21 protein-coding genes are annotated in these 23,174 nt (G+C 75.0%); 15 read left to right on the forward strand and 6 right to left on the reverse strand.

What is annotated here, in order from left to right:
* Positions 1–171: 171 nt before the first annotated feature.
* The 4 genes from OG550_RS31230 (at position 172) to OG550_RS31245 (ending at position 4,520) form a co-directional block, all read left to right on the forward strand.
* The gene (locus OG550_RS31230) at positions 172–1,077 is read left to right on the forward strand and encodes an ABC transporter permease (RefSeq protein ID WP_327683196.1); all 906 of its coding nucleotides are present in this window, start codon (positions 172–174) and stop codon (positions 1,075–1,077) included.
* Positions 1,067–2,278: an ABC transporter ATP-binding protein gene (locus OG550_RS31235; protein ID WP_327683198.1), complete on the forward strand. Its 1,212-nt coding sequence runs from the start codon at positions 1,067–1,069 to the stop codon at positions 2,276–2,278. The genes OG550_RS31230 and OG550_RS31235 overlap by 11 nt, the downstream gene beginning before the upstream one ends.
* A gap of 3 nt (positions 2,279–2,281) precedes the next feature.
* Entirely contained in the window at positions 2,282–3,481 is a 1,200-nt protein-coding gene (locus OG550_RS31240; protein ID WP_327683199.1) for a glycosyltransferase family 4 protein, read from the forward strand.
* Between the two features lie 163 nt (positions 3,482–3,644).
* Positions 3,645–4,520 carry an alpha/beta fold hydrolase gene (locus tag OG550_RS31245; protein WP_327683200.1) on the forward strand — a complete coding sequence of 292 codons (876 nt, stop codon included), beginning with the start codon at positions 3,645–3,647 and terminating at the stop codon, positions 4,518–4,520.
* A 69-nt stretch (positions 4,521–4,589) separates the two neighbouring features.
* On the opposite strand, the gene OG550_RS31250 is transcribed toward OG550_RS31245, so the two are convergent.
* On the reverse strand, positions 4,590–5,336 hold the full coding sequence (locus OG550_RS31250; protein WP_327683202.1) for an SAM-dependent methyltransferase: 747 nt from the start codon (positions 5,334–5,336) through the stop codon (positions 4,590–4,592).
* A gap of 24 nt (positions 5,337–5,360) precedes the next feature.
* Positions 5,361–6,500 carry a glycosyltransferase gene (locus tag OG550_RS31255; protein WP_327683204.1) on the reverse strand — a complete coding sequence of 380 codons (1,140 nt, stop codon included), beginning with the start codon at positions 6,498–6,500 and terminating at the stop codon, positions 5,361–5,363.
* Positions 6,501–6,557: 57 nt separating this feature from the next.
* Between OG550_RS31255 and OG550_RS31260 the strand changes: the two genes are divergently transcribed.
* Positions 6,558–7,328, forward strand: coding sequence for a glutamate racemase (locus OG550_RS31260; protein ID WP_327683206.1), 771 nt, complete (start codon positions 6,558–6,560; stop codon positions 7,326–7,328).
* Positions 7,329–8,044: 716 nt separating this feature from the next.
* On the opposite strand, the gene OG550_RS31265 is transcribed toward OG550_RS31260, so the two are convergent.
* Complete coding sequence (locus OG550_RS31265; protein ID WP_327683208.1) at positions 8,045–9,217, reverse strand: polysaccharide deacetylase family protein; 1,173 nt, start codon at positions 9,215–9,217, stop codon at positions 8,045–8,047.
* Positions 9,218–9,859: 642 nt separating this feature from the next.
* Between OG550_RS31265 and OG550_RS31270 the strand changes: the two genes are divergently transcribed.
* From OG550_RS31270 to OG550_RS31295, 6 genes are all read left to right on the forward strand, one after another.
* Positions 9,860–10,132: a hypothetical protein gene (locus tag OG550_RS31270; RefSeq protein ID WP_327683210.1), complete on the forward strand. Its 273-nt coding sequence runs from the start codon at positions 9,860–9,862 to the stop codon at positions 10,130–10,132.
* A gap of 289 nt (positions 10,133–10,421) precedes the next feature.
* The gene (locus tag OG550_RS31275) at positions 10,422–11,264 is read left to right on the forward strand and encodes a polysaccharide deacetylase family protein (protein ID WP_327683212.1); all 843 of its coding nucleotides are present in this window, start codon (positions 10,422–10,424) and stop codon (positions 11,262–11,264) included.
* A complete protein-coding gene (locus OG550_RS31280; protein ID WP_327683214.1) occupies positions 11,257–12,441 on the forward strand; it encodes a glycosyltransferase in 1,185 nt (394 codons plus the stop codon). The genes OG550_RS31275 and OG550_RS31280 overlap by 8 nt, the downstream gene beginning before the upstream one ends.
* A gap of 41 nt (positions 12,442–12,482) precedes the next feature.
* Positions 12,483–13,355, forward strand: a complete 873-nt coding sequence (locus tag OG550_RS31285; RefSeq protein WP_327683216.1) for a sugar transferase — start codon at positions 12,483–12,485, stop codon at positions 13,353–13,355.
* A 26-nt stretch (positions 13,356–13,381) separates the two neighbouring features.
* Entirely contained in the window at positions 13,382–14,026 is a 645-nt protein-coding gene (locus OG550_RS31290; RefSeq protein ID WP_327683218.1) for a NeuD/PglB/VioB family sugar acetyltransferase, read from the forward strand.
* A 168-nt stretch (positions 14,027–14,194) separates the two neighbouring features.
* On the forward strand, positions 14,195–14,683 hold the full coding sequence (locus tag OG550_RS31295; RefSeq protein WP_327683220.1) for an NUDIX hydrolase: 489 nt from the start codon (positions 14,195–14,197) through the stop codon (positions 14,681–14,683).
* Between the two features lie 72 nt (positions 14,684–14,755).
* Here the strand turns inward: OG550_RS31295 and OG550_RS31300 are convergent, their stop codons facing one another.
* Both OG550_RS31300 and OG550_RS31305 read right to left on the reverse strand, forming a co-directional pair.
* The gene (locus OG550_RS31300; protein ID WP_327683221.1) at positions 14,756–15,685 is read right to left on the reverse strand and encodes an NAD-dependent epimerase/dehydratase family protein; all 930 of its coding nucleotides are present in this window, start codon (positions 15,683–15,685) and stop codon (positions 14,756–14,758) included.
* Positions 15,686–15,841: 156 nt separating this feature from the next.
* On the reverse strand, positions 15,842–16,381 hold the full coding sequence (locus OG550_RS31305) for a PTS-dependent dihydroxyacetone kinase phosphotransferase subunit DhaM (RefSeq protein ID WP_327683223.1): 540 nt from the start codon (positions 16,379–16,381) through the stop codon (positions 15,842–15,844).
* A 257-nt stretch (positions 16,382–16,638) separates the two neighbouring features.
* On the opposite strand from OG550_RS31305, the gene OG550_RS31310 reads away from it, so the two are divergent.
* The 3 genes from OG550_RS31310 to OG550_RS31320 all read left to right on the forward strand — a co-directional run bounded on the left by OG550_RS31310 (position 16,639) and on the right by OG550_RS31320 (position 19,875).
* Complete coding sequence (locus tag OG550_RS31310; RefSeq protein WP_327684288.1) at positions 16,639–16,866, forward strand: DUF397 domain-containing protein; 228 nt, start codon at positions 16,639–16,641, stop codon at positions 16,864–16,866.
* 756 nt (positions 16,867–17,622) lie between these two features.
* The gene (locus tag OG550_RS31315; RefSeq protein WP_327683225.1) at positions 17,623–18,117 is read left to right on the forward strand and encodes a hypothetical protein; all 495 of its coding nucleotides are present in this window, start codon (positions 17,623–17,625) and stop codon (positions 18,115–18,117) included.
* Between the two features lie 462 nt (positions 18,118–18,579).
* Positions 18,580–19,875: an acyl-CoA dehydrogenase family protein gene (locus tag OG550_RS31320; protein WP_327683227.1), complete on the forward strand. Its 1,296-nt coding sequence runs from the start codon at positions 18,580–18,582 to the stop codon at positions 19,873–19,875.
* A 96-nt stretch (positions 19,876–19,971) separates the two neighbouring features.
* On the opposite strand, the gene OG550_RS31325 is transcribed toward OG550_RS31320, so the two are convergent.
* A complete protein-coding gene (locus OG550_RS31325; RefSeq protein WP_327683229.1) occupies positions 19,972–21,198 on the reverse strand; it encodes an aminoglycoside phosphotransferase family protein in 1,227 nt (408 codons plus the stop codon).
* Positions 21,199–21,672: 474 nt separating this feature from the next.
* Here OG550_RS31325 and OG550_RS31330 point away from each other — a divergent pair, with 474 nt between their 5' ends.
* Positions 21,673–23,160 carry a DNA-binding protein NsdB gene (locus OG550_RS31330; RefSeq protein ID WP_327683231.1) on the forward strand — a complete coding sequence of 496 codons (1,488 nt, stop codon included), beginning with the start codon at positions 21,673–21,675 and terminating at the stop codon, positions 23,158–23,160.
* Positions 23,161–23,174: the final 14 nt, after the last annotated feature.

A 23,174-nucleotide genomic window follows, 5' to 3' on the forward strand; every position in this document is an offset into this window, starting at 1 on the left:
CGCCCTTTTCGGCCGCCCCCGCGACCGCGAGCCGATCACCTTCACCGAACCGACCCCCGCCGACCACACCGTGTGCCACAGTGGGGGCCGGGCCGCCACCGCCGCGGGGTCAACCGCCGCCCTGACGTGCTCGCTTCTCGATACCGCCGGTACCGGAGAGGGCAGGTGTCCGTGGGGGGACGACGCGCGCAGCTCGTCGACGAGCGTGGCGGCGCGGCCGCGGCCGCGCCCGGGCACCCGTCGGCCGCCGACGGTCCGCCGGCCGAACTGGTCTTCAAGCGCCGGCTCCGCCCGGCCCGGGTGGCCCGGGAGTTGTGGGCGGCCCGCGAGCTGGTGCGCGCGCTGGCCGAACGCGATCTGCGGGCCCGCTACAAGCAGGCGGTGCTCGGCTTCGCCTGGGCAGTGCTCACCCCGCTCGCGCTCTGCGCCGTCTTCACCCTGGTCTTCCGCCGGGCCGTCCACGTCGACACCGGGGGCGCCGCGTACCCGCTGTTCGCCTACGTCGGCCTGATCGTCTGGCAGTTCTTCAGCAACACGATGAACCAGGGCGCGCTGAGCCTGGCCAACAACCTCAGCCTGCTCAACAAGGTCTACTGCCCCCGCGAGGTCTTCCCGCTCGCCACCATGCTGGTCGCCGGCGTCGACATGCTGATCGGCACCGCCGTCCTGGGCCTGCTCTTCCTGGTCTTCTGGACGGCGCCCGCGGCGACCCTCCTCTGGGTCCTGCCGCTGCTGGCCGTCCAGTTCGCCTTCACCTACGGCGTCGCGCTGGTCCTCTCGGTGGCGGTGGTGTACCTGCGCGACGTGCGGCACCTGCTGCCGATCATCACGCAGATGGGCGTGTTCGCCACCCCGGTCGCCTACCCGCTGGCGCAGATCCCGGAGCGCCTCCAGGAGGTGTACGTCGGGATCAACCCGCTCGGCGCCGTGATCGAGGGCTACCGCGACGCCCTGCTGTACGGCCGGGCGCCGGACGCCACGCTGACCTCGATCGCGGCGGTCTCCTCGGTGGTGTTCCTGGCCGGCGGCTACCTGCTGTTCAAGAAGCTGGAGACGGGGATCGCCGATGTCGCCTAGCCCGACCGCCACCGGTGACCTCCCGTTGGGAACCATCCGCACCGACCGGGTGTGGAAGCGCTTCAAGGCCGACCAGCAGCGGATGCTGCTGCGCGACAAGGTCGATTCCCTGGCCCGCCGGCTGCGCGGCGGGAAGGGCGAGGAGTGGCGCTGGGCGCTGCGCGACATCTCGATGCACATCGAGCCGGGCGACTCGGTCGGGCTGATCGGCTCCAACGGCTCGGGCAAGTCCACCCTGCTCAAGATGCTGACCCGGGTGATGTACCCGTACGGCGGGGTGATCGACGTGCGCGGCCGGATCGGTGCGCTGATCGAGATCCGGGCCGGCATCCACCCGGATCTGACGGGGCGTGAGAACGTCTACCTGTTCGGTGCGTTGCTCGGTCTGCGGCGACGCGAGGTGGCCACCCGGTTCGACGACATCGTCGAGTTCGCCCGGCTGGGCGGTGCGATCGACCGGCAGGTGAAGTTCTACTCCTCCGGCATGCAGATGCGCCTCGGGTTCGCCGTCGCCGCCTACCTGGAACCCCATGTCCTGCTGGTGGACGAGGTGTTGGCGGTCGGTGACGCGGTCTTCCAGCAGCGCTGCCTGGACCGCATGCGCGAGGTCGCCGAGCAGGGCACCACCATCGTCTTCGTCTCGCACGACCTGCCCGCGGTGGAGTCCATCTGCCGGCGCGGCATCTGGCTGGAGCAGGGGTCGATCCGGGTGGACGCCGGGATCAAGGAGGCGATGGCGGGCTACCGCGACTCGATCGAGGCGCAGTCCGAGGCCGGCGGCCGGGCGGGGGAGCCGCTCCGGCTGCTCAAGCACGAGGTGCGCGGCGAGGACCGGGAGGGCCTCACCACCGACGAGCCGATGACCGTCGAACTCACCCTGGACGGCGACTACCGGGGCGACGCGACCCTGCACCTGGGCGTCAGCGAGGGCACCTCCAGCCCGATCTTCCAGATCAGCCACGAGATCCGGCTCGCCGGCGGGGACCACCGGGTCGCCTGCGTGATCCCCCGGCTGCCGCTGCCGCGCGGCCGCTACACGCTCTGGACCGGCGTCTACAGCATCGGCAGGACCGACGGCGGCACGCTGATGAGCTGGCACCCGGTCGGCCGGTTCGACGTCTTCGGGCCGGTGCTGGACTCCCCGCCGCGCGCCGTGGTGCTGGCCGCGCCGGTGTTCGTGCCGCACCGCTGGGAGGAGTGACGCGTGGGACCGGTCCGGGTGCTCGTCCACCTCAACAACCTCGCCCTGGGCGGTGCCCAGCTCAACGCGGTCGACATCGCCCACGCCCTGCGGGAGCGCGGCCACGACCCGGTGCTGTTCGCCCAGGGCGTGGCCGGCCCGGCCCCGCTGGTCGAGATCGCCGCCGGGCACGGCCTGGACGTGGTGGTCGCGGGCGGGCCCGACACCCCGCACGCCGAGGTCCGCCGCCGGCTCGGCCGGCTGGCCGCCGAGCACGGCAGCCAGCTGATGCACGCCTGGGAGGTCCGGGCGGCCCGCAACTCCTACTTCGGGCCCGGGCGTTACGGCCGGCTCCCGGTGGTCACCACCTTCTACGGCATCCGGATGCTGCGGGGCCTGCCCCGGCACCAGCCGCTGGTGCTCGGCCTGGGCGCACTGCTGGGCGACGGCCGGGCCTTCGGCCATCGGGACGTCAGCCTGATCGAGCCGCCGGTCAACACCGCGACCGATGCGCCCGGTCTGGTGGACGGCGCCGCCTTCCGGCGTGAACACGGCATCCTGGAAGACGAGTTGCTGCTGGTCATCGTGACACGCCTGGTGCCCGCGCTGGAGAAGGACGCGGGCGCCGAACTCACCGTCGACGCGGTCCGGGCGCTGGACGATCCCCGCGTCCGGCTGGTCGTGGTGGGGGCCGGGCCCAGCCTGGAGCGGCTGCGCGCCCGCGCGGCCGCCGCCAACGAGGCGCTCGGCCGTGCGGCGGTGCTGGTCCCGGGCCAGTCGGCCGATCCGCGGCCCGCCTACGAGGCCGCCGACATCGTGCTCGGGATGGGCGGATCGGCGCTGCGCGGTCTGTCCTTCGGGAAGCCGGTGGTGGTGCACGGCGCGGCCGGCTACACCGCCGTGCACGAGCCGGGTCCGCTGGTCGAACCGCACGCGTCCCGCTGCATGTACGGCCTGGGTGACGGCACGCGCGCGCCGGGGGCCCTGGCCGAGCAGTTGCGCGGACTGCTCGACGGCCCGGACCGCCGGGCGGAACTCGGCGCGTGGGGGCGGGACTGGGTGGTCGGGCGCTTCTCGCTGGAGAGCGTCACCACGGCCTTCGAGGAGCTGTACGCGCGGGTGCTGGCCCGTCCGGCCGGCGCGCTCGGCTGGTGGAAGGACCTCGAACAGATGACCCGGTTCGAGTTCGCCAAGCCGGCCGGGCTGAGGCTGCTGCGGCGGTGACGGTCGCGGTGACGGCGGCCGCCGTGGTGGCGGTTCTCGCCCAGGTGGCGGTGCGGGCGGTGGAGATGAGAGGGGGCGGGTAGGCGGTCGCTCGGCCGGTGGCGGCGGCCCGGTGGGCCCCGACCCGTTTACCTAACCGGTTCGATGGTGTTTAATGGTTAGCATGAGCGAGCTGACGATCCCGCACATCCACCACCGCCACGTCGACGTCGACGGCCTGCGCGTCTTCTACCGCGAGACCGGCCCGGCCGACGCCCCGGTCCTCCTGCTGCTGCACGGATTCCCGTCCGCCTCGCACCAGTTCCGCCGGCTGTTCGACGCGCTCGGCACCCGCTACCGGCTGATCGCCCCCGACTACCCGGGCTTCGGCCACAGCGACAGCCCCGCCCCCGGCGCGTTCGACTACCGCTTCGACACCCTGGCCGACGTGGTCGAGGGCTTCTGCCGGACCCTCGGCCTCGACCGGTTCGCGCTCTACGTCTTCGACTTCGGCGCCCCGGTCGGCCTCCGGCTCGCCACCCGGCACCCCGAGTGGATCACCGGCCTCGTCGTCCAGAACGGCAACGCCTACGAGGAGGGGCTCTCCGACCAGGCACGGGAGTTCATCGCCAACCGGCCGGGCGTCGAGGGCGCCGCCGAACGCGCCCGTGCCATCCTCACGCTGGAGATCACCCGCGCCCAGTACGAGGGCGGCACCGGCGACCCCGAACTCGTCGCCCCCGACGGCTGGACGCTCGACCAGCACGCCCTCGACCTGCCCGGCCGCAAGGACATCCAGGTCGAACTCGCCCTCGACTACCACTCCAACGTCGCGCTCTACCCCGTCTGGCAGGAGTGGCTGCGCACCCACCGGCCGCCCACCCTGATCGTCTGGGGCCGCAACGACCCGTTCTTCACCGAGCCCGGCGCCCGCGCCTACCTGCGCGACCTGCCCGACGCCGAACTGCACGTCCTCGACACCGGGCACTTCGCGCTGGAGGAGAAGCTGCCCGAGATCGCCCCGCTGATCGACGACTTCCTCGCCCGCACCCAGAAGTAGCCCGGGGAGCGGGGCCGGGGCGGCGGCCCCGTCCGGCCCCTGCCCCCGTCCTGCCCGGGCGGGGGCCGCTCAGGTCAGGCGCAGCAGCAGCGTCACGAACCCGAGCGTCCCCCGGTAGCCGTGCAGCCACTCGGCGCGGTGCAGGTCCGCGGCGTCCCGGGCGGCCTCCGCGTCCGGGTGGTCCGGGTTGTCCAGCGCCCACTCGGCCAGCGAACCCGTCCAGGAGAACTCGTAGTCGTCCCACTCCTGCCGGCTGCTCACGTACCCGAACACCGGCGTCCAGCCGTCCGCCGCCACCCGGTCGACGGTGGTCCCCAGATCCGCGTAGTCCTCCCGGGCCGCACCCAGCCCCTCCAACGCCGACCGGCTCGGCTCACGCTCCCAGAACGCCTCGCCGACCAGCACCCGCCCGCCCGGCGCCAGGTGCTCCCGAGCGGCGGCCAGCGTCGGCAGCAGCCCGCCGAAGGCGTGCGTGGAACCGATGTTCAGCACCAGGTCGAAGCCCTCGGAATCGCTGAACTCCCGGGCGTCCACGTGGTGCAGGCCCAGCCTCCGCTGCACACCGAGCGCCTCCGCCGTCTGCCGGGCCCGGGTCAGGGCCGCCGCGTCCAGGTCCACCCCGACCGCCTGCCAGCCGGGTCGCGCGGTCAGCGCCCGGACCAGCCAGCCACCCTCGCCGCACCCCAGATCGAGCGCCCGGCCGTGCTCCGTGCCCGCCGTCGCCCGCGCCAGCAGCCGGGCCACCGACTCGTCGGTGACCGGTGCGGCGATCGGGTGGTGGACATGGGCGAGGCGGGAGATCGTTTGACGGTTCATTCGAACAGTGTCGCCCAGCCCGGCTCAGTACGTCCGGCCTTTCCAGGCGGCCCCCCGCCCCCGCCAGTGCTGCACCGCCGAATCCACCGTCATCAGCAGGTACAGCGACGCCGTGAACGGCAGCAGCAGCGCGGCCGGCGCCGGCTGCCGGTAGTAGCGGAGCATCGGCAGGAAGGTGCCCGTCATCAGCGCCCACGCCGCCCCGCCCGCCACCGCCACCGGCCACTCGCCCGCCACCAGGCCCGCCACGGCGGCCACCGGCGGCACCAGGTACACCAGCCCCAGCCCCAGCACCGTGCCGAGGAGCAGCAGCGGCGAGTGCCGCAGCTGGGCGTACGCACTGCGCGAGACCATCCGCCAGAGCTGCGCCAACCGCGGGTACGGCCGCACGCTGTCCACCTGCTCGGCCAGCCCCAGCCAGGTCCGCCCGCCCGACGCCTTCACCGCCCGCGCCAGCGAGACGTCGTCGATCACCGCCCCGCGGATCGCGGCCACCCCGCCCGCCCGCTCCAGCGCCTCCCGCCGCACCAGCGAACAGCCGCCCGCCGCCGCGGCCGTCCGCGAACCGGGCCGGTTGCTCCACCGGAACGGGTACAACTGGGCGAAGAAGTAGACGAACGTCGGCACGATCAGCCGCTCCCAGCCCGTCTCCACCCGCAGCCGGGCCATCTGCGAGACCAGGTCCAGCCCGTTCCCCTCGGCGGCGGCCACCAGCTCGGCCAGCGAGTCCGGGCCGTGCGCGATGTCCGCGTCCGTCAGCAGCAGGTACTCGGCGTCCGGCCCGGCCAGCTCCACCCCGTGCCGCAGCGCCCACAGCTTGCCCGTCCAGCCCGCCGGCAGCGGGGGAGGCGTGGTCACGGTCAGCTCCAGCCCCTCCGGGGCGGCCATCGCGGCCGCCAGCCGCCCCGTGCCGTCCGAGCTGTGGTCGTCGACCAGCACCACCCGGGCCCGCCCGGGGTACTTCTGCGCCAGCAGGCTCGGCAGGCTGACCGGCAGCACCCCGGCCTCGTCCCGGGCCGGCACCACCACCGCCACCTGCGGCCAGCGCGCGGGCGGCCGGCGCGGCGGCAGCCGCACGTCGGTACGCCAGAACAACCCGTGGCAGGCCGCCAGCCAGAGCCAGACCAGCAGGGAGAGCACGGCGATCCACAGCAGGACGGTCACCCGGGCAGTCTGCCGCACCAGGGGCCCGGCACGGGGCATCGACTAAAGTCTTGACCCGTGAAGATCGCACTGATGGACTCGGGAATCGGCCTGCTGGCCGCCGCCGCCGCGCTCCGGACGCTGCGTCCGGACGTCGATCTGGTGCTCTCCTCCGACCCCGCCTCGATGCCCTGGGGCCCGCGCACGCCCGACGAGGTGACCGAACTCGCCCTCGGCTGCGCGCGGGCGGCCGCTGCGCACGGGCCGGACGCACTGGTCGTCGCCTGCAACACCGCCTCCGTCCACGCGCTCGCCACGCTCCGGGCCGAACTCGAACCCGGCCTCCCCGTCATCGGCACCGTCCCCGCCATCAAGCCGGCCGCCGCCCTCGGCGGCCCGGTCGCCATCTGGGCCACCCCCGCCACCACCGGCAGCGAGTACCAGCGCGGCCTGATCCGCGACTTCGCCGGGACGGCCGCCGTCACCGAGGTGGCCTGCCCCGGCCTGGCCGACGCGATCGAGCACCGCGACGAAGCCGCCATCACCGCCGCCATCGCCGCCGCAGCCGCCCGCACCCCCGCCGGCACGGCCTCGGTCGTCCTCGGCTGCACCCACTACGAGCTGGTCGCCGACCGGATCCGGGACGCCGTCGCCCCGGCCGCCGCCGCGGAACTCACCCTGCTCGGCTCCGCCGAGGCCGTCGCCGCCCAGGCGCTGCGCCGCGTCGCCGACCCCACCCGCCGGGGTGGGGGCACCCTCACCGTCCTCCACGCGGGCGCCCCCGCGGCCCTGCCCGCCGCGGCCCTCGGCTACTCCGAGGCCCTCTCCCTCACGGCCCCGGCCGTCTGACCGCCCCGCGGACCTGTGGCCTAGCGCGATCGCCTCCCGCGCACGGACGCACGCGCCGGAGGTCGGCCGGTCCGACTTCCTGCGTCGGTGGGTCGTTCTTCCGTTGACCGCCTGGCTGGTCCTGCGCCGTGGCTGTGCCCGGCTGCCCGGCCGATGGTCCGTTCGGGTGCCGCACCGGAAGTCGGCTGCTCCGACCTCCTGAGAGCTGCTGGTTAGCCGGGGGCTTGTCTCGCTTGTTCGCGGTCACGTCGATCGCTGCGCTGTGGTTTCGGCCTTGGGTGAGAGGTGCGGCGTGAGAAGTCGGCCGGTCCGACTTCTGGTGCGCTGCCGGTTGCCCGGGGCCGGGGCCTGTCCGAGGGGTGGCGGGGCGGCGTGTCGATTGTGGGCCGCTGCTTAGGACGGCCGATGTGCGGGGCGAGGCGGCGCGGTCGGCACCCGCGTCTGCGGCCCGGACGTGGTGCCGGTGGCACGCGTGGTTTCAACGGGCCGGTGGTTCGTGCCGGAGGCACCTGGGGTGTGCAGGGGATCGGGCGGGTCGGCTCCCTGTGCGGGGGGCGTTGTGCGGCCGTCCCCTGCGGGCTGCGGCCCGGATGGCGCGCGTGTTGTCAGCGGGCCGGTGGTTCCTACCGTAGGCGCCCGAGGCGCAGGAAGTTGGGCAGGCCGACTTCCTGCGCGTGAGGGGGCGTGAGGCGTGAGGGGCGAGACGAGCGAGGGTGTCAGGCGGCCTGGCCGCGCCAGCGGCGGTAGGCCGGTTCGAGGCCGGACAGGATGGTGTCGAACCGCCGGGAGCTGGTCGTGGAGTCGACCTGGAGGCGGCTGATCTGCAGCGGGTGGTTGGGGAGGCGCGGGCCGAGGCGGTGGTCGGAGAGGAATCCGAGCCGGTAGCCGAGCTCGTGCAGGACGGTTTCGGCGCGGGGGTCGTGGCCGCCGTCGGGGTAGGCGAAGGCGGTCGGCGGCTCGCCGAGCCAGCGGGTGAGCGCCTCGTGGGCGCCGGTGATCTCGGAGCGGACGGTGGCGTCGTCGCAGCGCCCGAGGCAGGGGTGCCCCTGGGTGTGGTTGCCGATCGCGACGCCGCCCTCGCGGAGCGCGAGCAGGTCGGCGGGTGTGAGCTGTTCCTGGCCGGGCGGGCGCCGGTGGGCGCTGACCCGCAGTTCCTGGAGGCTGCGCCGCCGGTCCGGGTCGGGCATGGCCTTGAGCCGGCGCAGCAGCTGGGAGGGGTGTCCGCAGTCGAGCGAGCGGGCCCGCCCGCCGTGCCGGGCGAGGAAGTCGGCCTCGTGCCACCAGAACGGCTTCTCCGTCCCGATGAGCTCGGAGATCACGAAGGCCGCGGCCGGGATGCCGCGCTCGTTGAGGGCGGGCAGCGCGTGGGTGAGGACGCTGCGGTCGGCGTCGTCGAAGGTCACCAGCACGCTGCGGGCGGGCAGCGGGCGCCGTTCGGCGACGGCCTGCTGCACGGCGGCCAGCGAGACGGGTGTGGCGAGTCTTCGCAGCCGGTCCAGCTGGGCGCCGAACGAACGGGGGTCGGTCACGCCGTGGTAGGCGAGTACGGCGAGCCGCTGCGCGGCCCGGGCCCGGAAGAGCGGCTGGACCGGCGCGAAGCGGAGCCATTCACCGCGGGCGTCGGCCGGACAGGCCCCGGTGGCCCGGGGCGGGCGCGGTGCCGGGCCGGGGGTGTGCCGAGGTACGGGCCGCAGCTCCCGGCCTGCCGGTGGCCCGGTGAGCGGCGGCCCGGTGAGGGCCTCTCCGATGAACGGCCGACCCGCGAGCGCCTGGCCCGCGAGCGCCTGGCCCGCAGGCGCCGCGCCCGTGAGTGTCGCGCCCGTCAGCGCCTGTCCGTCGACCGGCTGCCCGTCGGTCGGCGTGACGATGGAGGTAACGGGGCTCGGCACCGGCACCGGCACCGCTACGGGCGCGGGCGCGGGAACGGGCGTCGGCAGGGACTCGGACACCCGGACGGGTGCGGGACCCGCGGGTTTCCGCCCCACGGACGGCCGCCCCCTGGACGGCGCCCCGGTCGGCGGCAGCGGCCGCAGGCCGGGTAGGGCCCGGACCGCGGCCGTGGGCCGGGCCATGGAACTGGAGGTCGATGTCGTGGACTGGGACTGCGGCACGGTTCCCCCTCGGTCGCCGATGCGGCGTGGCGGTACCGTCGGAGGACGGAGCCCGGCCTCCGACTCCAGGGCACGGCGGCTCCGCCCCCTGGGTATTTCCGGTCCTCGGTGGGGACTCCCAACCCGCACCGCGGACGGCTCCTGGATCGCTCAATGTAATGGAGACAGCTACGGCGTGTTGATGGTTGTACCGGACAGTCCAGGTTTTTCCGGGGGCTCGAAACCGATCGGCAACGAGGCCGAAACGGACGCCCCGGGCGTGCGCCGGATTGCACGCCCGGGAGGTGGCGGCCGGTGCGGTGCCGGACGGAACCGGGTGGGGGAGCCGACGGGCCGGTGCGGCGCGGTGATCACTGAGCGTGTCCGGGGAATCGCGTCCTGCATGCTGCCTCCGCCGTCGTGCCGGGGTACCTTGGGCTCATGGCAGACGCGGAACGTGATCACATCCACCCGCATGGTGCGACCCGGATGGACCGGTTCTGGCACGGCGGTGCCCTGGTCACCCACCAGGTCCCGCTGGCCCTGGTCGGCCTGGCCTGCCTCGCGCTGGGCATCGTGGTCGCCGTCGTGGTTCCGGACAGTGACGGTCCGGCCTGGGCGATGGCCGTGGCCGGATGCCTCGCGGCCGGGGTGCTGCTGCTCGGCCGGATCGGCTTCGCGCTGTTCCGCCAGCGCCGCCGCGCCACGGCCTGACCGGCCCGTGGCCCCGGCCCGACCGGCCCGCGCAACGGTCCGGGCCGCGGCCCGACCGGTCCGGGAATGCTTCCCGCCGGCCCTGGTCACGAAACTGAACTGACGATCGAGCCCAACCGGTCGGATCGGCCTGTTTTCGGCCCAACTGCCAGCCCCTTCTCGCTTCTTTCACAATTCCAGGGCATCAGCCCCACAGTTCCCCCTACTGTGAATTCCGTCCGCGCCGCCAACCGGCCCGGATGCGAGGCCACTTGCCGGCGCCGGGGAGGGCGCCGCAGAGGGGGGAACGATGAGCGGCACCACCGTGCCCGGAACCGCCCCGGTCGGCGGGGGGATCCGGGCCCAGGTGAAGCGCCAACTGGCGCGCCGGGTCGGGGCGAGCCCCGGCGAGGGCGCCACCGTGCTGATCTACCACCGCGTCGGCGGTGGAAGCCCGGACGAACTGGACGTGTCCACCGCCGACTTCACGGCCCAGGTGGACCTGCTCGCCGAGCTGCCGCCCGGCCGGGTGGTCTCCCTGGACGAGGCGACCGACCGGATCGAGGCCGGCCGCCGCACCCCCGGCACCGTCCTCACCTTCGACGACGGCTTCGCCGACGTCCACCGGAACGCCTGGCCCCTGCTGCGCGAGCGGCGCCTCCCGTTCACGATCTACCTGGCCAGCGGACGCGTCGGCGGGGAGATGCGCTGGGAGGGTTCCACCGCCAGGACCACCGGCGCGCCCGCGCTCAGCTGGGAGCAGCTGCGGGAGATGACCGACTCCGGCCTCTGCACGGTCGCCAACCACACCCGCAGCCACGCCCGCCCGGGACTGCTCTCCGTCGCGGAACTCGACGCCTGCAACGACGACGTCGAGGAACACCTGGGCGTCCGCCCCCGGCACTACGCCTACACCTGGGGTGTGCCGGTGCCGCACATGGAGCCGGCGCTGCGGGCCCGGTTCCGGACCGCCGCGACCGGCGAGGTCGGCCGCAACGAACCCGGCGTCGACCCGGTCCGGCTGTACCGGGTGCCGGTCCGCCGCACCGACCCGATCGACTTCTTCCGCGCCAAGCTCTACGGCCGGCTCATCCCCGAACGCGCCTACGCCCGGATCGTCGCCACCGCGAAGGCGGTGGGCGCCCGTGCCTGAGACCCGGCCCTTCCCGCGCCTGCGCGGTCCCGGCGGCCGCCCGCTGCGCGTCGCCCACCTCACCACCGTCGACATGAGCCTCCAACTCCTCCTCGCCACCGAGCTGAAGGTCGACCTGGCGGCCGGGTTCGAGACGTACGGGATCAGCGCACCCGGCCCGTACGTCCCCGGCCTGGAGGCGATCGGGGTGCGGCACGAGCCGCTGCACGCGCTCACCCGGGCCTGGCGGCCGCGTGCCGACGCCGCCGCCGCCCGCGAACTGCTCGCCGTGCTGAGCCGGATCCGTCCGGACGTGCTGCACACCCACAACCCGAAGACCGGTGTGCTCGGGCGCGTGCTGGGCCGGCTCGCCCGTGTCCCGGTCGTCGTCAACACCTGCCACGGGCTCTGGGCGCAGGCCCACGACCCGCTCGCCAAACGGGCCCTCGTGCTCGGGGCGGAGGCCTTCGCGGGCCGCTTCTCGCACGCCGAGCTCTACCAGAACGGCGAGGACCGCCGGACGCTGTCGCGCGCCGTCCCGGCCCGCCGCTCGCGGGTGGTCGGCAACGGCGTCGACCTCACGAGGTTCGCCACCGCCCCGGGCGAGCGGGCCCGCGTCCGGAGCCGGCTACGGGCCGAACTCGGCGTCGGGCCGGACGAGCTACTGGTCGGCGGGGTCGGCCGGCGGGTGGCCGAGAAGGGCATCCGCGAGTACGCCGAGGCGGCCCGTGCCCTGGCCGGCAAGGCCCGGTTCGTCTGGATCGGGCCGGACGACCCGGACAAGCCGGACGCCCACGGCTCCGAGAGCGGCGTCCACTTCCCGGGCCCGCGCAGCGACATGCCCGCGGTCTACGCGGCCCTGGACGTCTTCGTGCTCCCCTCCCACCGGGAGGGGTTCTCCCGCTCCGCGATGGAGGCCGCCGCCGGCGGCCTGCCGATGGTGCTCAGCGACATCCGCGGCTGCCGCGAGATCGGCACCCACGACGAGCACCTGCTCCTCACCCCGCCCGGCGACGCCCGGGCCCTCACCAGCGCACTGGACCGGCTCCTCACCGAGCCCGACCTGCGCGACCGGCTCGGTGCCGCCGTCCGGCGCCGCGCCACGGCGCACTTCGACCAGCGCGCCGTGGCAGCGGTCTCCCTGGAGACCTACGCGGCCGTCGCCCGCGCCAAGGGACTGCCCTGGACGGTCGGCTGAGTCCGCCCACCCACCACACCGCATCAGGGGGAAGGACCGTCATGAAGCGTGGGGGGGACCTCGCGGTCACCGCCCTGGCCGGCATCGTCGCGATTCCGCTCGGCCTGGTGATCGCCCTGCTGATCCGCTGCACCATGGGCGGACCGGTGCTCTTCCGCCAGACCAGGACCGGGCTGCGGGGCGAGGAGTTCCGGATCCTCAAGTTCCGCACCATGCGGGACAAGCGGTTCCCCGAGGAGCCGGACGCACCCCGGATCACCCGGCTCGGGGCGGTGCTCCGCCGGACCAGCCTGGACGAGCTGCCGCAGCTGTGGAACGTCGCGCGCGGCGAGATGGGTGTGATCGGGCCCCGGCCCACGCTGCCCGAGCAGGTCGTCCACTACTCCCGCCGCCAGCGCGGGCGGCTCGACGTCCGCCCCGGCCTCACCGGCTGGGCCCAGGTCCGGGGCCGCAACTCGATCACCTGGCCCCAGCGGATCGAACTCGACCTCTGGTACGTCCGGAACCGCTCGCTCCGGCTCGACCTGCGGATCCTCCTGCTCACCGTCAGGGTGCTGCTGCGCCCGGCCGGGATCACGGCGGCCGGGGGCGTCAACCCGGGCTTCCCGGCGCCCGCGGAGCCGTCCGGTGCGGCGGTGGCGGTGGCGGCCCCGGCCGGATCGGCGGCCCCGGCGGCCCCGACGGTTCAGGCGGCCCCGACGGTACCTGCACCCCGGGCGGCACCGGTGGGTCCGGAGGGCTTCCCCGGGCGCGAGCCGTTCCCCGCCGTCAGCCTGCCCCGGCAGGCGACCGCGTCCCGGCAGGCGGCGGCGCCGTGGCGGACCGCCGCGGCCCGGCAGGGCACCGCGCCCGGGCCGGCCGGTGTGCCGAGACCGGCCCCGCCGGTCCGCACCGCCGTGGAGGAGGCGTCCTGAGCCCGGAACCCGGCAGGATGGTGCCCATGACGTCCGAAACAGCACCGCACGGCCTCTGGATCGCCGGCGCCGGGGGCGTCGGCCGCGAGGCGCTGGACACCGCGCTCGCGGCCGGCGTCCCGGTCGCCGGGTTCCTCGACGACCGCCTGCACGGTGCCACCGTCCGGGGCCTGCCCGTCCGCAGGCCCGAGGAGCTCGGAGCCGGTGCCCGCTACCTGGTCGGCATCGCCGACCCGGCCTTCCGGAAGCGGCTCGCCGCCCTGCTGGACGGTCTGGGCGCGGAGCCGCTCACGCTGGTGCACCCGCGGGCGCTGATCGCCCCGGAGACGGTGCTCGGCCCCGGCTGCCTGGTGATGGGCGGGGCGTACGTCTCCAGCGGGGTCCGGCTCGGCGCGCACAGCCAGGTCCACTACAACGCCACCGTCGGCCACGACACCGTGGCCGGTGAGCGGGTGACGGTCTATCCGGGCGGGAACGTCTCCGGCGCCGTGCTGCTCGCGGACGGTGCCACCGTCGGGTCGAACGCGGTGGTGCTCCAGGGCCGCAAGATCGGCGCGGGAGCCTTCGTCGGCGCGGCCGCCGTGGTGACCAGGGACGTGCCGCCCGGCGAGGTGGTGGTCGGCTCCCCGGCCAGGCCGCTGCCCGGGGACGCCGCCCTGCGCACGCCCTGAAGGCCGTCCCGGGAAGCCGGGGCGGGGCGTCCGCGGCCCGGTCGTCCGGCGCGCGTCCCGGGGCGGCGGGGGAGGCCGCCGGGGCAGGGGGCGCAGGGGACGCGTGGTCCCGGCACCGCGGGCCGAACGGCCCCGGTCCGGACCCGGGACCCGGATAGGGTGCGGGACATGGCGATCCCCGAATTCCTGGCCGACCTGCGCTCCGTGGTCGGCACCCGTCTGCTCTGGCTCAGCGCCGCCGTCTCGGTCGTGGTGGACGACGCCGGCCGGGTCCTGCTGGTCCGGCGCAAGGACGACGGCCGCTGGGCGCCGCCCGGCGGCATCCTCGACCCGGGCGAGCAGCCCGCCGACGGGGCGGTCCGCGAGTGCCTGGAGGAGACCGGGGTGGTCGTGGTGCCCGAGCGGCTCGTCCTCACCACGGTCTCGCCCGAGGTCACCTACCCCAACGGCGACATGACGCAGTACCTGGTGCTGGTCTTCCGCTGCCGGCCGGTGGGCGGCGAGGCCCGGGTCGACGAGGACGAGACGCTCGCGGTCGGCTGGTTCGGGCCGGACGAGCTGCCGCCGATGGCCGAGACGGAGCTGGAGTGCCTCCGGCACGCCCTCGCCGACGACCCCGGGGCGGCCTTCGTCTGGTCGGGCGGGGAGCGCCCCTGAGCTCGGCCCGCACGCTCCAGGGACGGTTCCGGGGGGCGGTTCCGGGGGCGACGGAGCCGGGACACGCCCCGGCTAGAGCGTGCGGAACCAGTCCGCCGTCCGCGCCAGGCCCTCGCGCAGCGGCACCGGCCGGACGTCCGGGAACAGCTCGCGCAGCCGCGCGTTGTCGGCCTGCGAGTCCCGGACGTCCCCGGGCCGCGGCTCGGTGTGCGCGACCGCGACCGGGTGGCCCAGCACCGACTCCAGCTCGCCGACCAGCTCCAGCAGCGAGGTGCGGGTGCCGAACGCGAGGTTCACCGGATCGGCGTGCACCACGCGGCGGAGGACCGCGTCGGTGATCACCTGGGCGACGGTGCCGACGTAGGTGAAGTCCCGGCTCTGCCCGCCGTCCCCGTGCACGGTCAGCGGCCGCCCGGCCAGCGCGGCGTCGAGGAAGGCCGGCACCACGGCCGCGTAGGCGTGCCCGGCGGGCTGCAGCGGGCCGAACACGTTGAAGAACCGCAGCGGCAGCACCCCCAGCCCGTAGCAGTGGTGGTACGCCGCGAGGTACGCCTCGGTGGCCAGCTTGCTGACCGCGTACGGGCTCATCGGCGCGGTCCGCATGGTCTCCCGCTTGGGCAGCTCGCGGTTGGCGCCGTAGACCGAGGAGGAGGACGCGGCGGCCACGTACGGGCCGCCGGCCCTGCGGGCCGCCTCCAGCACCTGGAGGGTGCCGGTGGCGTTGGCGTGGTGGCTGGCCAGCGGGTCGGCCACGGAGCGGGGGACGGACGGCAGCGCGGCGAGGTGGACCACCGCGTCGGCGCCCGTGAAGGCCTCGTCGAGCAGCGCCGGGTCCAGGACGGTGCCCTCGTAGAGCACGGCGGCGGTCCCGGTCAGGTTGGCCTTGTCCCCGGTGGAGAGGTCGTCGACGACCCGGACCTGTTCCACCTCCGGCCGGTCCAGCAGGGCCCGGACGAGATTGGCCCCGATGAATCCGGCTCCGCCGGTGACGACGACGCGCATGGCTGAGGTTCCCCCCTCCGACCATCCGGCCCGCTCGACCGGTTCTGCGCCGATGGTAGCCGTGCGGTCACCCGCCGTGGGGTGGAAAGCCGAGAACGGCCGGAACCGGTGGGATCCGCCCGGGGCCGGACAGGTCCGGACGGGTCCGGACAGGTCTCAGCCCTTGTGCTGGCGGTACGCCTCCTCGGCGGCGTCCAGGACGGCGGCGAGGTCGCCGCCGGCCGTGGCGGTGGCCACCGCGGCCACCGCGCCCTCCACGAACGGGGCGTCGGCGAACCGGACCGGGAAGGGCAGGCCGTGCTCGTCCGCGTCGGCGAGCAGCGCCCGGACGGTGGTCACCGCTCCGCCGTGGTCGGCCAGGATCACCACCCCGTGGCCCTGGTCGACCCGGCGGGTCGCGGCGGCCACCAGCACGGCGCTGATGCCGGGGCCGGAGACGAGGTCCCCGCCGGTGGCCGAGACCGGTGCGGGGGAGTCGGCGTCGGCGAGCGAGAGCGCCATGGCCCGGAGGGCGGTGGCCAGTTCCTGGCTGTGCGAGACCAGGACGACGCCCACCCGGCCGTGCGCGGGCGGGCGTCCCGGGGCGGGCCGGGGCAGCGGCGTGCGGGAGGGCGGGGTGCGGGGCGCCGGCGGGTGGGCCGAGGGGGCCTCGGAGATGGGGATGACATCGGCGCGGGTGCCGTCCCGGCGGCTCATCGGCTGCTCCTGGGGGAGTTGGGCGGGGCGGTGGGGGCTTCCCACACTCTGGCAGCTCGCCCGCCGCCCGTCCGCGCGGGACACGCCCTAGCACAGCCGGGGCCGCCGCGGGGCCGCCGAGGGGCTCCCGGACCCGGTCGGGGGAGTCCCGGGCAACCCGCTGACCGGGGCTGCGGCGGTGACTAGGCTTGGCCCGTTCAGGCCGTCGGGAGGAGACACCAGCAGTGGCAGCGAACAGCGGGACCGAGGCGGGTTCGGTGGAGCAGGTGGAGCTCGGGGTGAACGGGAAGCCGAAGGTGGACTTCACGGGGGCCACCTGGCTGTGCAGCAGCCAGGGCGTCGGGGACGTCCAGATCGCTTTCGTGGACGGCTACATCGGCATGCGGGACGGCCGTCAGGAGGACGGTCCGGTCCTGGTGTTCACGCCGGCCGAGTGGCGCGCCTTCGTGCTCGGTGCGCGGGACGGCGAGTTCGACCTCACCTGAGGGTGTTCCGGCCTCGCCGGGGGCGGGTCCGGGGGTTCCGGATCCCGCCCCCGGGGGGGCTTCGGAACCGGGTCCGGTGCCGGCCCGGACCGCCGGGTCGGCACCAAGGTCTCCGCTGGTCATCTTTCTGATCACATTTGAGCGTGCCCCGTCATGATTTCTGTTGACTGTTAGACAAACGCAGCTCAGAGTATGAACACAGGCAGACGCCGTGCCCACCGCCCCCACGCGGCCAGACACGGCGCCTGCTGTGTGAACCCGACAGCGCTGCCGGGCCTTCCTCCCAGTCATCCCCTGCGCACCGGGGTGCGTTGGCCGGTCCCGGCCCACGAGGGGCCGGCAGTCGCCGGGAGGATGGCGCCGGAACCGAGAGCGACTCGGAGCCGGTGCCTGTGCCCGGGACCCGCACGCCCCCACGCGGCGGCGTCCCGAGCAGGTCCACGGGAGCGACGGGCCGGGGCCCCGCGGACCTTGCTTGTGTGTGGAACTGTTGGCTTGTGTGCTGTGCTGTGTGCGACGACGAAGCTGGGTGCTCGGCTGTTCGGCACGACGGTGTGCACAGTGAGGGAGTACGCGTGTAGGGCCGCGTTGCGACATGCCGTCCCCCCGAAGGGTGAAACCCAGAACGGCTGTCGTGCTGAACCGAACGTAGCCCGGACGGTTGCTCAGAGTCAACATTGGTCTCTGAGCGTGGATCTCCGTCCGGCGCCCCACCCACCCCGTGAGCGTGGTGCGCAGGGCACGTACGATGTTCCCATGTCTTTTCTCCGCCGTCGCTCCGGCCAGCCCGCCGGCCCGGACTTCGACGTGCTCGCGATGGACCCGGGCGACTGGCCCGGCGACTTCGGTGCGGCCATGATGACCGGCCCCGACGGCTCCTGCCAGGGGATTTTCCTGCGCTACGACCTGTTCGGCGGCAGAGGACCGGCGATGTTCATCGGCAACCTCCCCGAGGGGTCGCCGGCCCGGGACACCGGGGACAGCGTGCCCTTCGAGGTCCGGCAGCTGCTCGCGGCACTGGGCGACGAGGAATTGGTCGAGTTCGTCTCGGCCGAGGACTTCCCGGTGATGCTCGGGGACGACCTGCTGATCGTGAAGAAGGTCAAGGTCAGCGAGGGGCGGGTGTTCTGCTCCCAGTTCGGCCGGAGCGACGGAGTGCAGGTCACCATCGCCTCCTGGGACCGACCGATTTCGGACGACCTCTACCAGCTGCTCAAGCCGCTGCCCGCGGACATGTTCCAGCAGGGCTGACCGGGCGCCGGAACCCTGCCCCGGAGGACCGGGTTCCGCTTCCCGTTCGGCGCCCCGCCGGTTGCACCGCCGGATGTCCGGCCGCACCTCCCGCGGCCGTCGCGCGGTCGTCCCACCGGCTGTTCCCCGGTCGTCCGCCGATCGTCCGCCGGACGTTCCGGTCCGGGCCTCGGGCGCTGCTTGACGGTTTCGATCACGGCTTCGTACAGTCGCGAACATGTCGTGCCGTCTTCCGCTGCTGACCCGCCGCAGCTACCTCGACCTGCGGCGCACCGCCAGCGCGGCGTGTCCGGGCTGCTGAGGGGGATTCGTCCCCGAGGCGGTGGGCGGTCGGCCTGAGCGGCCGGCGCCGATCCGGGGGCGTTCCGCCGACCTCCGGGGCCGCCCACCGGTACCGCGCGCCCGTCCGGCGTGCCGCCCGCAGATGCCGAGCCCACGCTGCCGCCCGGAGGCACCAGCACCATGACCACCACCGCTGCCGACCAGTCGCCCGTCGCCCAGTCGCCCGTCGCGGCCGCTCTCGCCGGACTGCCCAGGGTCGTCGACCTGCTGGCCGCGCGGGCCGAGGAGCACGACCGCGACGCCACCTTCCCGTACCAGGGCATCGAGGCGGTGCACGAGGCCGGGCTGCTCACCCTGACCGTCGACCGGCGGTACGGCGGCCCCGGCGGCACGCTCGCCGACACCGTCCGGGTGCTGGCCCAACTCGGGCGCGGGGACGCCTCGGTGGCCGTGGTCACCGCGTTCACGCTGCTCCAGCACGCCGAGCAGGCCCGGGTGGCGGGCTGGCCGACGGCGGGCTACCGGCGGCTGCTCAACGAGTCCCGGCGCGGCCCGGCGCTGGTCAACACCCTGCGCGTGGAGCCCGGCGGCCGGACCGGTGCGCCGCCCGCCACGGTCGCCCGGCGGGAGGGCGACGGCTGGCTGCTCAGCGGCCGGAAGACCTACTGCACCGGCGCCGAGGCGCTGGCCTGGATGGCCGTGACGGCGCGGACCGACGAGCCGGTGCCGCGGATCGGGACCTTCCTGGTCCGCGGTGAGAGCGAGGGCCTGGAGGTCGACCCGACCTGGGACCAGCTCGGTCTGCGCGCGAGTGCCAGCCACGACGTGGTGCTGGAGGACGTGTACGTCCCGGCGGAGCTCGCGCTCGGCCTCACCCTGCCGAAGGGCGGGTCCCCGAAGGCCGGAGCCACCGCCTCCGCTTCCGGTCGGACGCAGACGGCCGCCTTCGTACCCGCGCCCGGACCTGTCGCCGGCTCAGGCTCCGCCGCAGCTCCGGCCGAGGCCGTTCCGGCGGCCGAACTCACGCGTGCCTGGCACGATCTGGCGCTCTCGGCGGTCGCCGTCGGGGTCGCCCGGTCCGCCCAGGACTGGCTGGTTCGCTTCCTGCACCAGCGCACTCCGGCCAATCTGACCGAGCCGCTGGGAAGCCTGCCCCGCTACCGCTCGGCGCTGGGCGAGATCGAGGCCCAGCTGATCGGTGCCGAGGAACTGGTCCACGGTCTGGCCCCGCGGGTCGACCGGGCGGAGCCGGACGCGGTCGCCCGCACCGGCCCGGCCCACCTGCTGGCCACCCGGGCGGCCATATCGGCCGTCCAGCAGGCCGTTTCGCTCACCGGGAACCCGGGACTGAGCCGGCGTCACCCGCTGGAGCGCTACCTCAGGGACGTGCTGAGCAGCCGGGTCCACCTGGCCCCGGACGAGGCCGTCCTGGAGGCCGCCGGCCGGGCGGCGCTGGAGCGCGGCGCCCGGCCCTGAGTAGAGAAACCCGGCCCTGAGCCGAGCGCCCGGCCCTGAGTCGAGCGCCGGGCCCGTACGCCGGGCGCGTGCGCCCAGGGGCCGGGCGCCGTCCGCTCAGCGGGTGCCGACCGCCGCCCGGACCGCGCGGCGGGCCAGTGCGGCGTCGTCGTACAGCCGGCGGATCATGATCCGCTGCTCCTCGCCGGCGCCCGGCACGTCGTACAGCCGGATCTCCCGCATCAGCACCAGCACCAGGTTCACCAGGAACGCGTCCCTGGCCATCGTGCCGCCGCTCTGGGCGAGTTGGCTGATCTGGCGGCGGGCCGCGGTGTCGCCGGAGAGCACGCTCCACAACACCGCCAGGTCGTAGCCGGGCAGGTACCAGCCGGCCTGCTCCCAGTCCACCAGGACCGGACCGGACGGCGCCAGCAGCATGTTGCTGAGCAGCGCGTCCCCGTGGCAGAGCTGGAGCGGCACGTGGCCGAGCCCGTGCAGCAGGCCGCGCAGGTCGCCGGCGTCCCGGTCGGTGAGCTGGCCCACCGAGTGGTACCGGGCGATCTCCAGCTGGTAGTCCATCCGTGGCTGGAACACGTCGGTCGGCGGCCGCCAGAGGTTGAGCGTCCGGACCGCGGTGAGCAGCGCCCGGACCTCCCCCGGGGTGGGCGCGTTGACCGGGTGCCGCTCCCGTGCGGCCGGCCGGCCGGGAACGCGCTCCATGACGAGCACGCAGCGGTCGTGGTCGGCCGCCACCAGGCGGGGCAGCCGCACCGGCGGGCGGTGCCGGACGAACGCCCGGTAGACCGCGACCTCGTGGTGGAAGTCGGCCACCAGCTGCTCGAAGTACTCGCTGCGCACCGCCTGCGGGGCCAGGCACTTCGCCACCACCGGTGCGCGGCCGATGGTGCCCGCCACCAGGATGTGGCGGCTCCCCTCGCGCAGCACCTGGCGCGGGGTGAAGGCGGGGCATATCCGGGCGACCCCGGCGAGCGCGGCCCGGATCGCGGGGGTCTGCAGCGCCGCGGGGTCGATCCGCTCCTGGACGCCGGACTGGCCCGGGCGGAGCGGCGGGCGCAGCATCCGGCCGTCGCCGGGGCGCGCGGCGGGGATCCGTGCGCCGGGGGCCCGTGTACCCGCCGGGACGGCGGTGTCGGGTGCGCGCAGCCCCAGGGCGGTCCGGGCGGCCTGGCCCCGCGGGTCCGCGGACCGCCCGTCGGCGCCGCGCGGGGCGGCGGGCCGGGCCGGCGGCACCTGCTTCGGTCCGGGACGGCCGGCGGCTGCGGTGGGGGGGCGCAGCGCCGTGCGGGTTCCGGTCGGCGTCGGGGAGGTCGCTGAGGAGTACATGGGGTGAGGGGGGTTCCTTCCTGTCCGTCTGCGGGTGCACCCCGCCGCTGCGGGGAGGGCCGGTGCCGCGTGCTTCCTGGCGTGACGGCGGCCCTTGCTCGGTCCGGTGGGTGGTACGCGGGCGCCGGGCACGGACGCCGGGGTCGGAACCCCGTGCTGCGGCGGTGGACCGGCCGTCCGCACCCTGGGGAATGCGGTCGGCCGGTACTGCCGTGGCCGTGCCCGGCGCCCCCGCGCCACCCGGCCGCGCCACCCCCTCGGGTGAGGACCGGGGACGTCCCGCGGCGCGCGGGGAATCCCCCCTGACGGCCTGGGACGCCGCCCGACCCGGGGGTCGAGGTGGCGCACCTCTACATCACACCCGAATGCCGGTGGTTGGTAATGTGGCGGGCCCTGGCGAAGCCTGGCGAATGCTCGCCTGGCACATGACGGAGCCTCTAGCCTCGAACCAGCCGAGGAACCTGGGGGCTTCACGTGAGCAGGGGACCCAACACCCGACTCGCCGACCTGTTCGTCCTGACCGGATGGTCGAAGGGCGAGCTCGCGCGGCTGGTCAACCGGCGTGGTGCCGCGATGGGACAGCAGCAGCTGTCCACCGACACCTCGCGGGTCCGGCGCTGGATCGAGCAGGGCGAGGTCCCGCGCGACCCGGTGCCGAGGGTGCTGGCAGCCGTGTTCACGGAGCGGCTCGGCCGTGTCGTCACCACTGAGGACCTCGGTCTGGAACGACACCGGCCCACCAGGACCGGAGCGGCGCATTCCGCCAACTCGTCATTATGGGAGCCGGATCGAACGGCCGCGGTCCTCACCGAGTTCACGGGAATGGACCTCATGCTGAACCGACGTGGATTGGTGGGCGCGGGCGCCGCGCTCACGGCCGGGGCGATCGTCGCCGACTCGCTCAAGGGCTGGCTGGGCGGGGACGCGGTCGCGTACGCGGCCTCGGCGCCCGGACCCCGGCCGGTGGTCGCCCAGGGCGGTGCCCGCCCGGTGGTCGACCTGTACGACGCCGGCCCGGTGGGCCCCGACGAGGTCGAGGCGCTGGAGCGCTCGGTGCAGGTCTTCCGGGCCTGGGACGCGGCGCGCGGCGGCGGCCTGCAGCGGAAGGCGGTGGTCGGCCAGCTCAACGAGGTGGGCGGCCTGCTGACGCACCGCCACGGCACCGCCGTGGAGCAGCGGTTGTGGCTGGTCGCGGCCAACCTGGCGGTGCTGGCCGGCTGGATGTCGCACGACGTCGGCCTGGAGCCGACCGCGCAGAAGTACTTCATGCTCGCCGCCGAGGCGGCGAAGGAGGCGGGCGACCGGCCGCGCGCCGGAGAGGCGATCTCGCGGGCCGCCCGGCAGATGGTCCACCTCGGGCGGGCCGACGACGCGATCGACCTGATGGCGGCGGCCAAGGCGGGCGGGGGCGGCCGGATGCTGCCGAGAACCCGGGCGATGCTGAACACCGTGGAGGCCTGGGCGCACGCCTCGATCGGCCAGTCGCAGGCGACCCGGCGGCTGCTCGGCGAGGCGGAGGACCTCTTCGCGGAGGAGGTCACCGGCCCGCCGCCGTCCTGGATGCAGGTCTTCGACGAGGCGGAGCTGCGCGGGATGCAGGCGCTGGTGCTGCGGACCCTCGCCGAGCACGACGGGTCGGCGGCCGCGGACGCGTGCCGGCACGCCGAGCGGGTGATCGCGCTGCGCGAGGGCACCGGGCAGCTGCGGTCGGCGCTGTTCGACCGGATCACGCTGGCCTCGGTGCACTGGATCACCGGCGAACCGGACGCGGCGGACTTCCAGGTCAAGATGGTGATGAACCTGATCGGCCAGAACTCCTCGCACCGGACGTGGGACCGCCTGCGGGAGATGTACCGGCTGACCGCGCGCTACCGGGGGGTGCCGGTGGTGGACGAGCTCCGGGCGGAGCTGGGCCGGGAGCTGCGGTCGGCGGACGCGAAGAACCGGCCGAGGCCGTCCTGAGTGCGGGCCGCCGG

This window comes from Kitasatospora sp. NBC_00458, from assembly GCF_036013975.1.
Classification (GTDB): Bacteria; Actinomycetota; Actinomycetes; order Streptomycetales; family Streptomycetaceae; genus Kitasatospora.